General features: G+C 67.5%; 12 protein-coding genes. All 12 read left to right on the top strand.

Annotation, left to right across the window (positions count from 1 at the left end; translation table 11 throughout):
* The first annotated feature begins 65 nt into the window (after nucleotides 1-65).
* The 12 genes from AC07M8_RS00305 to AC07M8_RS00250 all read left to right on the top strand — a co-directional run bounded on the left by AC07M8_RS00305 (nucleotide 66) and on the right by AC07M8_RS00250 (nucleotide 14,806).
* On the top strand, nucleotides 66-1,103 hold the full coding sequence (locus AC07M8_RS00305) for a major capsid protein (protein WP_495172474.1): 1,038 nt from the start codon (nucleotides 66-68) through the stop codon (nucleotides 1,101-1,103).
* Between the two features lie 71 nt (nucleotides 1,104-1,174).
* The gene (locus AC07M8_RS00300; RefSeq protein ID WP_495172473.1) at nucleotides 1,175-1,417 is read left to right on the top strand and encodes a hypothetical protein; all 243 of its coding nucleotides are present in this window, start codon (nucleotides 1,175-1,177) and stop codon (nucleotides 1,415-1,417) included.
* A 76-nt stretch (nucleotides 1,418-1,493) separates the two neighbouring features.
* Nucleotides 1,494-1,676, top strand: coding sequence for a hypothetical protein (locus tag AC07M8_RS00295; RefSeq protein ID WP_495172472.1), 183 nt, complete (start codon nucleotides 1,494-1,496; stop codon nucleotides 1,674-1,676).
* Nucleotides 1,673-1,999 carry a hypothetical protein gene (locus tag AC07M8_RS00290; protein WP_495172471.1) on the top strand — a complete coding sequence of 109 codons (327 nt, stop codon included), beginning with the start codon at nucleotides 1,673-1,675 and terminating at the stop codon, nucleotides 1,997-1,999. Before AC07M8_RS00295 ends, AC07M8_RS00290 begins: the two co-directional genes overlap by 4 nt.
* A complete protein-coding gene (locus tag AC07M8_RS00285) occupies nucleotides 1,996-2,430 on the top strand; it encodes a hypothetical protein (protein ID WP_495172470.1) in 435 nt (144 codons plus the stop codon). The genes AC07M8_RS00290 and AC07M8_RS00285 overlap by 4 nt, the downstream gene beginning before the upstream one ends.
* Nucleotides 2,431-2,442: 12 nt before the next feature.
* Nucleotides 2,443-3,675, top strand: a complete 1,233-nt coding sequence (locus AC07M8_RS00280; RefSeq protein WP_495172469.1) for a hypothetical protein — start codon at nucleotides 2,443-2,445, stop codon at nucleotides 3,673-3,675.
* Nucleotides 3,676-3,684: 9 nt separating this feature from the next.
* Nucleotides 3,685-4,443: a hypothetical protein gene (locus AC07M8_RS00275; protein ID WP_495172468.1), complete on the top strand. Its 759-nt coding sequence runs from the start codon at nucleotides 3,685-3,687 to the stop codon at nucleotides 4,441-4,443.
* 93 nt (nucleotides 4,444-4,536) lie between these two features.
* Nucleotides 4,537-5,190: a DUF6441 family protein gene (locus AC07M8_RS00270; RefSeq protein WP_495172467.1), complete on the top strand. Its 654-nt coding sequence runs from the start codon at nucleotides 4,537-4,539 to the stop codon at nucleotides 5,188-5,190.
* Between the two features lie 15 nt (nucleotides 5,191-5,205).
* Nucleotides 5,206-9,027 carry a TIGR02594 family protein gene (locus AC07M8_RS00265; RefSeq protein ID WP_495172466.1) on the top strand — a complete coding sequence of 1,274 codons (3,822 nt, stop codon included), beginning with the start codon at nucleotides 5,206-5,208 and terminating at the stop codon, nucleotides 9,025-9,027.
* Nucleotides 9,027-9,389: a hypothetical protein gene (locus AC07M8_RS00260; RefSeq protein ID WP_495172465.1), complete on the top strand. Its 363-nt coding sequence runs from the start codon at nucleotides 9,027-9,029 to the stop codon at nucleotides 9,387-9,389. Before AC07M8_RS00265 ends, AC07M8_RS00260 begins: the two co-directional genes overlap by 1 nt.
* Before the next feature lie 3 nt (nucleotides 9,390-9,392).
* Nucleotides 9,393-10,187: a hypothetical protein gene (locus tag AC07M8_RS00255; RefSeq protein WP_495172464.1), complete on the top strand. Its 795-nt coding sequence runs from the start codon at nucleotides 9,393-9,395 to the stop codon at nucleotides 10,185-10,187.
* Entirely contained in the window at nucleotides 10,187-14,806 is a 4,620-nt protein-coding gene (locus AC07M8_RS00250) for a hypothetical protein (protein ID WP_495172463.1), read from the top strand. Before AC07M8_RS00255 ends, AC07M8_RS00250 begins: the two co-directional genes overlap by 1 nt.
* The last annotated feature ends 1 nt before the right edge of the window (nucleotide 14,807 follow it).

Here is a 14,807-nt window from a genome sequence, read left to right as displayed (position 1 = left end):
CAACCCCGTGATGGCGGTCCGATGATGGTCGGGCCGCCGCTACCCTTGTCCGCAAAGGCCCGACCATGGATCCGCTTCTCTATTCGACGACCGCGCTGATCGGCATCATCACGCCGCTCACCACGCAGGGCAACTTCCTCCGCACCCTGTTCTTCGGCTCGACGCCGCTCGAATTCGACACCCCCGAGGTCATGTTCGACCGCGTGTCGGACGACAAGCGCATCGCGCCCTGGGTAAGCCCCTATGCCAAGGGCACGCCGAGCCAGGACCGCCCCTTCCAGACCGATCGCTTCGCCCCCGGCTACATCAAGCCGATCGACCGCATCGATGCGCACAAGATCGCACGGCGGCGCCCCGGCGAACCGCTCGGTGGCGAGTTTACGCTCCAACAGCGCCGCGACCTCGCGTTCGTCGACTATCTCGCCGCCCACAAGACGAAGATCGAGCGCCGTGAAGAGCAGATGGCCTCCGAGATCCTTCGCACCGGCGGCGTGATCATCGAGGGCGTCGAATATCCGCGCGCCGTGGTCAGCTTCAACCGCAAGGCATCGCTGAGCAAGACGCTCACCCTGGCCGCGCGTTGGGGTGAGACCGGCGTGTCGCCGGTCGACAACCTCGAAGGCTGGATCCAGGAGGTCGCCGAGGAGTGCGGCGCCGCGCCGAGCCACTCCGTGTTCGAGAAGGACGCTTGGGCGCTGTTCAAGGCCGACCCGAAGCTCAAGGACAAGCTCGATACCAGCTATCAGGGCAACACCAGCGCGGTGGATCTCGGCTTCAAGCCCGGCGTCCCCGGCTCGCCGGTGTTCGTCGGCCGGATCGGCACCGTCGAGCTCTACGTCTACAACGACACCTATGAGGACGTCGACGGCGTCATCAAGAAGCTGCTGCCGCAGTACACCGTCATCATCGGCGCGCCGGGCACCTATGAGGGCACGCCCTGCTACGGCGCGATCCTCGACCCGCGCAACGACTACGGCGCCACCCGGCTCTTCTCCAAGAACTGGATCGAGGAGAACCCGGCCGGCGAATACGTGATGACCCAGTCGGCGCCGATCTTCGTGCCGAAGCGGGTCAACGCGTCCGCCTGTATCACCGTCCGCTGAGACACCCTCCCGCGCTCCGGCGCGGGAGCCTTCCCTGCGGCTGAGCCGCCCTTCTGACCTGGAGAACTGCCGTGGCAGACCAAAGTCCCACCTCGCCGGCCGCGAAGGCCGCAGCCCCCAAGACGGTCCAGATGCACCGTGCCGTGCACGAGCTGATCACCGCGCCCAAGACCGACAAGGCCGAGCAGACCTCGATCGAGCCGGGCACGATCATCACCGACGAGGTCGCAAAGGAGCACAAGCTCGACAAGAAGGCGCTCGACGCGCTGACGGATTCGGGCGCGCTCGACCTGGTCGACGTCCTCAAGGGCTGATCGCCTGCACCACCGCGGTCTTCTGCATGGCCGCCGCGGTGGTGCCCTCCCGACCTCCCGTATGCCGGAGCGCCCCATGAAGAAAATCACCCTCTACAGCGCCGCCGCGCGCAACGACGGCACCTATGCGGATGCCGGTACCACGCTCACCATTGGCGATAAGCCGGACGAGATCGGCGCCGACCGCGCCAAGCTGCTGACGGAAGGCCTCACCGCCGTTTCGGAGACCGCAGCCAAGGCCGACGCACAGGCCAATTGACCGTGCAGGGAGAGGCGGCCGCGCTCGCGGCAATCCGCGCCGAGTTCGCCGATCCCGAGCCGGCAACCTACATCCAGAGCTGGGGCGCGTTGCCGCCGCTCGCGGTGGTGCGGCTGGAGACCTCGGCACCGAGCTATGAAGGTCCGGGGCGCACGCTGCGCACCATCACCTACCAGATCCTCCAAGCCGACCTGCCCGAGGAGCCCACTAAGCGCGACAAGCTGATCCACCGCGGTCGCCAGTGGGCCATCGATGACGTCACCCGGCGCGATGACATCGGCGAGTGGGATATCATCGTCAGCGATGCAGGTCGGATCGAATGACCGACGAGCTCACCGTTCGCGACCTGATCATTTCCGCGATCGAGACGGCGATCACGCCGCTCGCGCGCGAAGTCGAGGTCGAGCCCGCCGGCGACCCCAGCGTCTTCCCCGGTCTCGGCATCACAGACGGCGGCCACCGGGTGCTCGAGCGCGAGGTGATGATCACCCGCCGCGCGATGACGGTGACGGTCGACGGCTTCGTCGAGGGTGGCGGCGGCAAAGCGCCGACCGCCGAGCGCAACGCGCTGCTCGCCCGTGTCGTAGCCGCGATCATGGCCGACGAGACGCTCGGTGGCACCGTCGAGCTGGTCGAAGACGGCGACCTGCGCCTGTTCACCGCCACCCTCGCCAGCGTGCGGCGCCTCGGCTTCGCCCAGGACTTTATCATCCAGTTTTCCACTTCGCGGGCCGACCCCGCTCTACCCGCCTGAAGGAGGCTCCCCATGGACCAGACCATTCGCCCGACGAACGTCGCGGTGCTGCTCAAGCTCGAGGGTGTCGAAGCCGTCGACGCGAGCCCGGATCCCACCGTCGATGCGCTGCCGGTCGAAGCCGACAGCGTTACCTACGGCATCCCCTGGACCCAGGAAGATGCCAATGAGGCGACGGGCTCGTTGGTTGCCGGCGCCCCGCTCATCATCGGGCAGGTGACGCCGATCAGCTTCAAGTCGCGCATCAAGGGCGCCGGCGCGGGCGCAGTCTACTCGGCCACGGTCAAGCCGCCGCTCCACCAGGCGCTTCAGTCGTGCGGCTGGCGGGGCCTGTTCACCGCGGCGGTGGCCGCCGCCACGGCAACCGCTGGAACTGCCACCACCCTCACCCTGCCCGCTGGCTTCCCCGCTGTCTCGCGCGCCGTGCTCGGCATGATCCTGCTGCTGACTGCCGGCACCGGCACCGGCGCGCAGCCTGCCGTGACGGAATATACCGCCGGCCGCGTCGCCACCCTCGCCGACACCTTCAATCCGCCGCTGGACGCGACCACCACCGTGTCGCTGCCGGCAAACTGGAGCTATGCTCAGACCTCGCCCAGCGATGCGGCCTCGCGTCTGACCGACCAGCCATCGGCGACGATCTACATCTACGAAGACGGCCGCCTGATGAAGTTCGTCGGCTGCCGCGGCACCTTCACCCCAGACGGCAAGAGCGCCCGTCCCGGCTACGGCACCTTCAACATGACCGGCATCTACGCCGGCCGCGTCGACGCCGCCATTCCCGCCAACCTCGCCGTGGCGGGCCACTCCGCGCCGGTTCTGGTTCAGGGCGCCGGGATCTCGCCGGCGGCCAGCCTCAATCGCAAGGCATCGACGATCTCGACCTGGTCGTTGGACCCGGGCAGCCAGATCGAGAACGTCGACGATCCGAACACCACCTATGGGTTCGGCGCCGGCCAGATCGTCGACCGCAAGAAGATGCTCAAGATCGACCCGCTGGCGACGCTGGTCGCCAACCGGGACACGATCAGCGACATCGGCAACGGCGTCACCATGCCGTCGGTGCTGCGTCACGGCAGCCAGGCGGGCAACCGGTGGGCTCTGGTGATGCCGATGGCCCAGCCGGTCACCCTCGATAACGGCACCCGCGGCAAGCTTCGTTCCGACGAGGTCACCCTGCAGATCCGCAGCCTCGGCAAGGACGCGGTCACCCGCGACTCCGACGGCTTCCTCGTCTTCTACTGAGGCGCGCTCATGATCCTGACCAGCAAGGGTGCCACCGTGCCCTACACCCCGCCGTGGATGTGCAACGATGCCGGGGAGCCGAAGCCCGGCGCCCCGGTCATCCACCTGCGCGCCGGTGATGTTATCGAGCGAGGCCAGATGGAGGCGGAGCTGTCTGGCCCGCACCGTGCTGGTCAGGTCTGGGGATTCGAGCTGCGCCAGGCGATCCGCTCCGGCGTGCTCGCGCTGCTCGCCGATGATCCCGAGCTTGATCACCTGCTGGGCTTGATCGAGGCAGAAGGTGAAGGCGAGGCCGCCACGTTGACCGACGCCGACAAGGCCCTGCTTGCCAGCGTTCGGCACATCCTGTCGGAGCACTGGCCGGAATATCGCGAGCTGGTTGCCCAGCTTGAGCGTCGCCGCGCGATCGCGCCGATCGTTGCCCTGAAGCGCTACTGCGTTGGGATGGAGGTGGAGGGTGTAACCTTCAGCCTCGGCAGCAACGGCCAGGTGAGCGAGGCGACCCTTGGCCAGATGGAGCCGTTCCTGATCGAAGTCGCGGGGAACCGTGCTTACTACCTTCAGAAGCCGGGCGGGCTGGAGGGAAACTCGCCGCGGCCGTCGCCGTCAGACGACAGCCCGAAGCCTTCCGGTTCGGACGGCACGTCGACGGCGGGTGGGACATCGCCGGCATTCGATGGGAAGAAAACCCCCGGCTCGCGCTCCCGGCGTGGATCTGGCCGGTCGTCGACCTCTGGTTCCACTGCCGACGCTTCGCCTCGCCCCTGATGCCGCAGGTGCTGCCCTGCCCGGGCAGCCCCGGCGAACAGCCGGCCGCGCTGATGGACGCCTTCCTGATCATCGACGATCTGGAGAAACCCGGTGGCCAGTGACGGCGCAGAGCTGACGATCGATCTGGATGCCCTCGCCGCCGAAGGCGACAAGCTGGTGCGGCGCTACCTGACCGCCGGCACCGACGCGGTCGGCAGCGCGACCAAGCGGCTCGAGCGGCGGCTGGAGGCCGCGACCCGCGCGGCGGTGCCCGGCAACCTGTGGAAAGCGTGGGCGTCCGACAGCTACCCGACCAAAGGTCCAGCCCGGAACCCATCCGGTGTCGTCTATGTCAACGGACGCGACCGCACCCAGGGCGCGATTGCTTTCTGGACCAAGCCGGGCGCGATCCGCGGCCGCAGCGAGCAGTATCTCGCCGTGCCCCTGCCCGCTGCCGGTCCCCGCGGCCGGGATAGATGGCTCACCCCCGGCGAATGGGAGCGGGCGCACGGCATCCGGCTTCGCTTCGTCTACCGCAAGGGCCGCCCCTCGCTCCTCGTCGCCGATGATGCCGTGCTGAAGGGCCGCGGCCGGCTCGGCGATCGCGCCAGCCCAGGCCAACGTACAGCGGGCCGCACCGCAACCGTGCCGATCTTCGTGCTGCTGCCGCAGGTCCAGTTCCGCAACGAGGTCGCGATCGAGCCGATCATCCGCGACGCGGAGGCCGATCTGGTCAACGACTTCCTCAACCGCACCACCTCATAATCGAAAGGAGGGGGCATGCCCGGTCCCGACATCGTCGCGCGCCTCTCCCTGCGCGCGGAGCAATTCAGCAGTGAAGGCGGCCGCGCGTTCGCCGACATGGCGACACGCGCGCGGTCCGCCTCGGCGGATATCAAGCAGACCTTCAGCTCCGACCTCGCTGCCGTCGGCAAGATCGCGCAGCAAGCGCTGTCGATGCCGCGGACTGCCACCGGGTCACTGGATCTGTCGGCGGAGATCGCACAGTTGCGCGCTTCCGCGACCGCCGCGGACACCCGCGCAGCAGCGGCCATCGAACTGCGCAACGCTATGCAGAGCGCGGCGATTGGTACCCAGGCCGCAGCGGAAGCCGCCATGCGGGACGCGGATGCAGCGATGGTCGACGCGCGCGCGGCCGAGCAGCAGGCCGGCGCCATCCGCCAGCGCATCGTTCAGCTCGAAGCGTATCAGATCGAGCTCAACAAGACATCGAGCGCAACGATCGCGCACACCCGCGCGGCCAACGACAACAAGGTGTCGGCCGAGCAGCAGCGCCAGTCGACCATCATGCTCGGCCAGCAGCTGCAAGACTTTTCGGTTCAGGTGGTCTCCGGGCAGAGCGTCGCCACTGCGTTCGCGCAGCAGATCGGCCAGGCATCGTTCGCGCTGCAGGGCATGGGCGGCGCCATGGCTGGCGTGGCCAACTTCCTGACCAGCGGCTGGGGCATCGCAGCGACGATCGGCGTCACGGTGCTGGCGCCGCTCGTCGCCAAGATCCTCGACGGCAACGATGCGCTCGATGATGCCGTCGAAAAGCTGAAGAAGAACGCGGCTGAAGCCACCACCACCGCGCGGGCGCAGGACATCTTCGCCAACTCGGCCGAAGGGGTGTCCGAAGCGATCCGCGCGCAGACCAAGGCGTTCAACGACAACGAGAAGGCGCAACGCAGCGCTGCCGAGCAGGCGAATGTCGCGGCGCGGCAGGAACTCAACAGGCAGATAGCCATCCGGGCAACCACCGTGGCCCTGCTCGAGCGCGCCGAGGCCGAGTACAAGGCCAGCCAGTCGATGCTCAACCAGGGCGGCGGCGCCGCGCAGCTGGTCTATGCGCAGCAGCTCGACGTGGCGCAGAAAGCAGCCGAGAAGGCGCGAACTGATCTCACTGCTGCGCAGCAGCTTGTCGAGCGATCAAAGATCGACCTTGCCGTGGAGGCCGCCAAGCGAGCTGCGGATCCCATCGCCCGGCTGAACAAGCTCTATGACGATCAGATCGCGTTGGTTCGCCGCACCACCGAGGAGGCGATCAAGAACGGCCGGGTCGTGGGTGCTGCCACTCAAACGAAGATCGATGGCATCGAGCGCGAACGAAAGGCGGCTATTAAGGCCGAGCAGGACAGGCAGACTGCGGCCAATCGCAAGCCGCCGTCGCTCGGCAGCCAGATCACTGCTGAGCAGGGCACTTCGATCCTTTCGTCGGCACAGCGCTATCTCGGCGCGCGTGAGGACAGCTCAAGTGGCAAGGCCACGCTGAAAGACCTGTTCAGCACCGCCGGGATCAACATCGATCCGGAAAAGACCGCCTGGTGTGCGGCATTCGTCAATGCGGTGCTGGCAGGCCAGGGGATCAAGGGCAACGGCAGCCTCGCTGCCAAGTCCTTCCTCAATTACGGCACCTCCACCAGCAAGCCCGAGCAGGGCGACATCGTCGTGCTCAAGGTCGGCAAGGGAGAGCATGTCGGCTTCTACGCCGGTGAGAAGGACGGGCGGGTCCAAGTGACTGGCGGCAATCAGGCCGGCGGTACCGCGGTCAGCACCAGCTCTTTTCCCCGCGCGGATGTCGAGGCGTTCCGCCGTCCGCCCACCGCTTCGGCCGCCTATACGGCTGAGCTGAAAGCCAACGCCGATGCGACGCGCACGGCAAAGCAACAGCAGGAGCAACTCAACACTGCTCTTGGCCAGATTCTCGGCAAGTTCGATCCGGCGGCAGATGCCGCCCGCAAGTATCGCGAGGAACTTGCCCAGATCGAGAAGCTGTCGGCAGGCGACATGATCACGCCCCAGCTAGACGCCACGGGCAAGGCCTCTGCCACGCAAGAAGTCCCGAAGATCTCAGCGCAGCAGCGTGCCGAATATGTTCGTCAGGCGCGCAAGGACTATGAGGAGGCAATGACGGCCGCCTCGGGCGCGCAGCTGCGCGACGTGTTCGGTGATGCCGAGATCGACAAGGCGCTGGCGAGCTGGAACGACGGCATCGATACCGCGATCGGCAACCTGCAGGAAGGCGTCGAGAAGGCGGGTGTGAGCTTCGGGGATCACCTACGCGACGCGGTCGGCAGCGCCATGGATCTGCTCGGCGTGCGGATCTCCGGCCCCCTCCGCGGCCTGCTCCAGCCGGGCGGGATCGAGGGCCAAGCTAACGACATCGCCAAGTCGATCACGGACGGCATCAAGAACAGCAACATCAAGATCAGCCAGGAATCACTGGACAAGCTCGGGTCGCAGATCTCCTCGATCGTCTCCAGCGCGAGCTACGGGCAGATCGGCGGCTCGGCGTTCGCGTCGATCACCGGCGGCAAAAGCAACCAGCTCGCCTCCTCGCTGGGCGGCGTGCTCGGCGGCGTCGCCGGCAAGGAGCTGGGCAAGACCGTCACCACCGCGATCGGCGGCACGCTAGGCAAAACTTTGGGCGGCGCGGCCGGCCCACTCGGCTCGATCCTCGGCGGCATCGCCGGCAATGTCATCGGCGGCCTGTTCGCCAAGACGGCCAAGTCATCTGCGACCCTGACCCTGAACAGCTTCGGCGAACTGACTGCCGGCGCCGCCAGCGGCACCAGCTCTAGCCGCAAGGCGACGGCCACGGCCGAGGCGAACAGCGTCGCCGAGGCGCTGTCGCAGATCGCCGACCAGCTCGGCGGATCGGTGACCAGCGCCGGCAGCGTGTCGATCGGCACCCGCAACGGCAAATATGTCGTCGACACCACCGGCCAGGGCCGCACGAAATATGGCAAGGCCAACGACGGCATCACTGCCTATGACACTGAGGAAGAGGCGGTCGCCGCCGCACTGAAGGATGCGCTGCTTGATGGCGTCATCGGCGGCATTAGTGCGGCCAGCCAGAAGATCCTGCAGTCGGGTCAGTCGATTTCCACCGCCATCAACAAGGCGCTGATGATCGAAGCCATTCCCAAGGATCTGAAAGCGATGCTCGACCCGGTCGGCGCCGCGATCGACACGCTCAACACCAAGTGGAAAGAGACGGTCGCCGCATTGAAGGAAGGCGGCGCGACCGCCGAACAAATGGCGCAGGCGCAGCAGCTATACGATCTGCAGCTCGCCCAGGTGAAGAACAGCACCGCATCTGCCACCCAGGGACTGAAAGACTTCCTCACCAGCCTCAAGCTTGGCAGTGACTCGCCCTATTCGCTGCGCGATCAGGAGCAGACTGCCAAGGCGCAGCTGGCGCCCTATCTAACGCAGATCGCCGCCGGGCAGTCGATCGACCAGGACAAGTATCAGGCGGCGGCTCAGGCCTTTCTGGACGTCGAGCGCCAGCTCTACGGTTCCACCCAAGCGTATTTCGACGCGCTCGATGCCGTCCAGGCGGCAACGAGCAAGGCAATCAGCACCGTCGACAATGCCACGCCGGTCTCGGCTGCGGTCGAAAGTCCGTTCGCCAAGGCCGCGGCGGCCAGCGCCGCGACCACCGCCACCAACACGCAGACGGCCAACGAGCTGCTCGACCAAGTCAGCCAGCAGGCTCAGCTCACCAACGATCTGCTCGCACGGCTCCTGAGCGCGGCAGGCGGCAGCGGTACCGGCAGCTTCATCGGCTCCGCTCGCAACTTTGCGGCGGCCGCCTGATGCCAGCGCTTCCCGCAGATATCGGCGCCGCCTCCCGCGACGTCGCGACCGCAACCTGGGCGGACGCGACGATCGCCGCGCGCTACCCGGGTGCGAAGGACGGATCGGTGACGCCATCGGAGGGCTTCTTCGACAGCATCGCCGACGCGCAGACGGTGATCAATGCCCGTGCGGCGCTGATCGGCACCGAACGGCGCCGGTTCACCGCCATCGCCGAGGAGGTCGTCTGGCCTGACATGGCCGCGGGCCTGCCGCAGGTGCTGCTGATCGACAGCGAGCAGGCGGTGAACGCCGGCTTTCTTGGCGCCCGGCTCGAGCTCGACCTCGATGCCGATACCACCACCTACGAACTGTTCGGGTGATCGATGGCCAATGCGTGGATCCTCCTGCCGCTGCCGGGCATGGTGACGGCCAGCAGCACTGCGCCTGGCTATCAGCCGGGCTATGTGTTGAACGACTATGCCGGCGTGATCTGGAAAAGCGTTGCCGGCGCCACCGCCGACCTGATCATCGATCTCGGCGCCGACACCGCTGTCGATAGCCTGCTGCTGTTCGGCTGCGACGGTGCCACGGCCGCGACGACGCTGCAGGTGACGACCGCTACCGCGGCGCAGGGCGCGAGCTTCGGCTCGACCTCCTATGCCGGCGCCGCGGCGCCGCTGCTCGCGGGCTCGGTGATGCCGGTGAACGGACGCGGTATTGCGCTATGGCAGGCGCCGGTCGGTGGCATCCCCGCCAGCCGCTATGTCCGCCTGCGCTTCGCCGGCCTGGGCGGTGGCCAGGCGGCGGTTGGCCGGCTCGTGATCGGCAAGCGGATCCAGCTCGAGCGCAACTATAGCAATGGTGGCAGTTTCGGCGTCCGTGACCTCGGCAGCCTCGACTTCTCGCCCCGCGGCGTGCTGCTGCGCCGGCGCGCCGCCAAGCTTCGGACGCTGACGCTGACCTTCTCCAACATCCGCAAGGATGAGGTCGAGGCGATCACTAAGCCGCTACTCGAGCGGATCGGCAACACCGAGATGATCGGCATGGTGGTCGATCCGGCCGAGGATCCGCAGCGCCAGAACCGCTGCTATTTCGGTCCGCTGGTCGGCGACCTCGCCAATACCCGACGCAACGCAGCGGCGTGGGAAGCCAAGGTCAATCTGGTGAGCCTGTTCTGATGGCAGCTGTAATCCAGATCGACGGCTATGATCCCGTCGGCGGCGCGCCCGTGACGCTGCGCGCCGCCAGCCATGACGACCCACGTGTCTGCCACATCGGCGACATGGTTTGGTGGCCAGCGGTCGCCAAGCTGCCGAACCTCCGTCTCGATCTGTTCGACGGCTCCTTCTCGGCGCAGATCACCTCGCCGACCTCGTCATTGTCGCTCCAGATCGAGCAATGGCCGGACTTCGGCCGCTATGCCCTCGCCAACGCGCGTATCCAGCTGTGGACCGGCGAGCTCGGCGCCGCCTGGGCGAACTGGACCCAGCGGGTCGACGGGCGGATCTCCAATCAGCCGAAGGTTGCCGGCGGCGTCGCCTCGATCGACTTCGGCGTGGACGATAGCTGGCTCGACGCAGCGCTGCTCGCCACCTACGCCGGCACCACCGGGATCGAGGGGCCTGCCGACCTCAAGGGGCAGGCCAAGCCGCTGGCACTCGGCGCGCCCCGCTACGTGTCGGGCAAGCTGATCGACAGCATCAACAGCGTGTTCCAGATTTCGGCCTATGGCGCGATCCGCGGTGTCGAGGCGGCGCTCGAGAAGCTGGCGCGCTTCGATCCGTCGATCGGCGATTGCGCCAGCTATGCAGAGCTGGTCGCCGCCGACATTCCGGAGGGCAAGTGGGCGACGGCCCTCGCCGCAGGGCTCGCGCGCTTCGGCGCGCCGCCCACCGGCACGGTCAGTTTCCTGGTGCAGGGCGACGTCGCCGGCACCAACGGCTGGGCTCGCCTGCCCGGGCAGCTGATCCGCCGGCTGGCGATCATCTCTGGCGGCGCCGGCAAGATCGACGACGCCACGCTCAACGCGCTGGATGTGGCCCGGCCGTATAACCTCTCGCTCTACATCGACGAGCAGGCCACCGCGCGCGACCTGATCCAGCGCCTCGCCGCGAGCGTCAACGCGGTCGCGGGCGTGTCCTGGATGGGCAAGCTGTTCGTGCTGCCGATCGGCATCACGGCACCCAAGGTGACGCTGAGCGCCGACGGCTCGACCCTTCCGCCGGTGCGCTCGGTGGAGCAGATCGAGAATGCGGCGCCGTGGCAGAAGCTGGCGATCGGCGCTGCACGGGCCTGGACCGTGCACCAGCTCGCGGACATTGCCTTCACGGCAACGCTGGTCGACGTCGGCGCATACAACGCGGTAACGATCTACCGCGAGGGCAATATCGTTTCGCTGTCGAACGGCTCCCGGTGGCTCTATGTCAACACCGTTGCCGCAGCCGGCCACACGCCTGGCACCGACGACACCTATTGGTCGCAACTCAACCCGCCGATCACCGCCGGCGACATCAACTATGACGATGGTACGCCGCTCGAGGATCTAAAGCCGGCGCAGCCGGGCGCCGACGTCACCGGTGGCAACACCTCGAAAGACTCTAACGCGGTCGGCGGCCGGCCGGCCGCCACCGTCCTGTCGCAGATCGACCAGCTGATCGCGTCGAACGGCTCGGGCGACCTGACGCCGCCGTCCACCCCGACCGGCTTCGCCATGTCCAGCAGCGTCGTCACGGGATCGGACGGCACGACGTCGGTCGACCTGACCGCCAGCTGGAACCCGAACCCCGAAGCCGACCTGTCGACCTACACCCTCTCGGTGAAGCAGCAGGGCGGCAACCCGGTCGAGTTCGTGCTGGGCGGCGCGGCAACCTCGTGGCGCTACCCGACGCGGCCGGGCCAAATCTTCACCGGCAAGCTCAAGGCGGTCGACAAGGCCGGCAACTCGTCGGGCTACACCGCCGAATCGACGACCACCACCACGAAGGACGCGGTGCCGCCCGCCATCCCGACCGGCCTCGCGGTTACTGCGACGTACCAGAGCGCGTTCCTGACTTGGACGAACCCGGGCGACGTGGACCTGGCCGGCGCGAGCGTCCAGCTCTACTCCTCGACGGGCACGCTGGTCAGCACCTTCAGCGCAAATGCGCGGCCGGGCGCGACGGGCACGATGGAACTGCCCAATCTCGCCAAGGCCACGTCATATCGGGTGGCGGTGGCGGCAATCGACACGTCGGGCAACGCCTCGGCCTTCTCGGCACAGGTGACCTTCACCACCGCCGGCGGCATCGTCACCGCCGACCTCACCCCAGGGATCACCGCTCCTGCCTACGGCTCCACGCTGCCGTCGCCGGTCGGCTACACCGGGCCGGCGCTCTTCTTCAACACCACCGACGGTCGGCTCTACCGCTTCGGGAGCGGCGCCTGGTCGTCCTCGGTCGACGGCGACGACGTCGCGTCGGCCGACAACGCGATCATCAACGCCGACTTCTCGGTGGACGCGTCGCATTGGACGTTCTCGCCCAATAGCGCCACGACTGTACGCCGGGCGGCGGTGGCCGGCGATCCCGCCAGCTACGTGCGGGTGACCAGTACCTCCTCGACGGATGCCGGCAACGGCTACATCACGACCGATCGCACCCCGATCCCGGCCGGCGCCACCAAGCTGTACGGGTCCTACTGGAAGCGGTCGTCGGTTGCCGGCCAGCAGGTGGCGTTTGACGCGTATTTCTACGACGCGGCAGGCACGCAGGTCGGCTACGCGCGGTTCAGCAGCTTTGCCGGCGGCGCCAACACTTGGACGCAGGTCACCCAGGACCTCAATGGCAATCCGATCGTGTTCGCGGTCCCGGCGGGCGCCGCGACGTTTGCCCTCGGACCGGCAGTCGTCGTCAGCCCCGGCGCCACCCAAGACATTACGCTGATGCGCATGAGCGCGACGCAGCTCGGCGCGACCGTCGGAGCCCCGGCCGGCACGCTCGTCGGCGGGACCGACGCCGCTACCCTGGAGGCGCGGGCCAACGATCCTGCGGCCCGCGTCAACGCGATGACCACCACGATCAGTGGCGGCAAGATCACCACCGGCAGCATCACGGCCCTGCAGATCCAGGCCGCTACGATCACCGGTGACAAGATCGTGGCGGGCGCGATCACCACCGCGCTGCTCGCGGCCGGAGCCATCACGGCGTCAAAGCTGGCGGTCGGCAACACGACCAACCTTGTGCGCGACCCCAACTTCCAGGACCCGTCCTACTGGACCAACAGCGGCGTGGTTGCCGGGCCGATGCCCTTCAAGGTGAACGCGCCGGGCTGGTACTACGGCATCGACGCCAACGGGCAGGCCGCGACCAACCTCACGGATTTTGTGACCCTGTGGTCGGGCAACCAGAGCTACGGCACCGCCGCGCAAGTCCTGACCTCCGGCGTCACGCCGATTCAGGCCGGCACGGTCTACGAGCTGAGCGCCACCGTGGCGAACGCGTCTAACCAGACCATCTGGGTGACCGCCACCACGACCGCCAGCAACGGCAATAGCCAAGACTATTCCCTGTCGTGGCCGGCTGGGACGACCTCGAGGCAGAGTCTGCAGCTCACCACAACCGGCGTCATCTCGGCGGTGGTCAAGGTCTACAACAACGGCGCCCCGCAGGCCGCATTCAGCGGCGTGGTGCGCGCGGGCGGGTTCAGCCTCCTGCCCGCGGCCGGCGCCACGCTGATCCAGGACGGCGCGATCACGACGGCCAAGATCGTTGCCGGCGCGATCAGCGCGGACAAGCTGCAGGCCGGGTCGATTACCACCGACAAGTTCAGTACCACCGCGGCGCTGCCGGGGACGATGACGATCGGCACGACCGGCGTCCAGATCGGCACGATGTCGAGGCAGGTGATCGACGGGCTCACCTACACCGACACCCGCAACGACAATCAACCGCCGAGCTACTATTATGCCAAGGGCATGGTCACGGTGGCGGAATTCAAGGCCGCCAGCACTATCGGGATCACCACTGGCGGGTACTGCCAGATGGTGTCGACGGTGCAGTGGGGCGACCCCTCCGGTGGGCCGGTCCAGCAGGAGGTCCGCGATGCCAACGGGACCTACTGGAATCGGGTCAGCACGAGCACGACCGCATGGGGACCGTGGAAGGACACCAGCTCGCAGGTCAACGCGAGCACGACGCAGATCGACCCCGGCAAGATCACTATCGCAGGCGCGACGACGCTGCGCGACTGGCGCGGCGGGGGCGACCTAACGCAGATCAACGGCGGCGCCGTCGCGGCGAACACGCTCACGGCGAACAAGCTGACGATCGGCAACCGCGGCATCGTGGTGCAGGACTTCAACTTTCAAGCGAACCCGGCCACCGGCCAGGTGAGCTGGACGTCGGGTGTCATCGGCTACATCAACGACGCCGGTCAGCCGGTCTACGTCGTCGTGTCGGCGGGCTCGACGGGCACGAACAACAGCTACGCCTACATCTACTGGAACAAGGACGCGACGACGCTGTCGGTCGGCTACGGCATCGGCGACGCGATCGGCGACAACAAGATCCACATGGCCACCTACCAGGGCGGCTCGACGCTGGTCGTGACCTACGGCGGCACCATCATCGACGGCGACCGGATCACCACCGGGTCGATCACGGCGGTCAAGCTCAACGTCGGCTCGCTCTCGGCCATCTCGGCTAACATCGGCACGCTGGTCAGCACGAACAGCGCAGGGGGCACCTGCGTCCGGGATGGCAACGGCTCCAGGCTGTACAACTCGGCAGGTCAGCTCTTGATGCGGTGGGGGTCTTGGTGAA

This window comes from Sphingomonas sp. GW821-FHT09E03 (assembly GCF_059416225.1).
The sequence above is the reverse complement of the archived record's forward strand: the minus strand, read 5'-3'. Positions and strand labels throughout refer to the sequence as shown.

What these genes read in the sequence shown, in the direction of transcription:
- AC07M8_RS00305 (WP_495172474.1), top strand. Translation starts at nt 66, where the DNA reads ATGGATCCGCTTCTCTATTCGACGACCGCGCTGATCGGCATCATCACG.
- AC07M8_RS00295 (WP_495172472.1), top strand. Translation starts at nt 1,494, where the DNA reads ATGAAGAAAATCACCCTCTACAGCGCCGCCGCGCGCAACGACGGCACC.
- AC07M8_RS00285 (WP_495172470.1), top strand. Translation starts at nt 1,996, where the DNA reads ATGACCGACGAGCTCACCGTTCGCGACCTGATCATTTCCGCGATCGAG.
- AC07M8_RS00280 (WP_495172469.1), top strand. Translation starts at nt 2,443, where the DNA reads ATGGACCAGACCATTCGCCCGACGAACGTCGCGGTGCTGCTCAAGCTC.
- AC07M8_RS00275 (WP_495172468.1), top strand. Translation starts at nt 3,685, where the DNA reads ATGATCCTGACCAGCAAGGGTGCCACCGTGCCCTACACCCCGCCGTGG.
- AC07M8_RS00265 (WP_495172466.1), top strand. Translation starts at nt 5,206, where the DNA reads ATGCCCGGTCCCGACATCGTCGCGCGCCTCTCCCTGCGCGCGGAGCAA.
- AC07M8_RS00260 (WP_495172465.1), top strand. Translation starts at nt 9,027, where the DNA reads ATGCCAGCGCTTCCCGCAGATATCGGCGCCGCCTCCCGCGACGTCGCG.
- AC07M8_RS00255 (WP_495172464.1), top strand. Translation starts at nt 9,393, where the DNA reads ATGGCCAATGCGTGGATCCTCCTGCCGCTGCCGGGCATGGTGACGGCC.
- AC07M8_RS00250 (WP_495172463.1), top strand. Translation starts at nt 10,187, where the DNA reads ATGGCAGCTGTAATCCAGATCGACGGCTATGATCCCGTCGGCGGCGCG.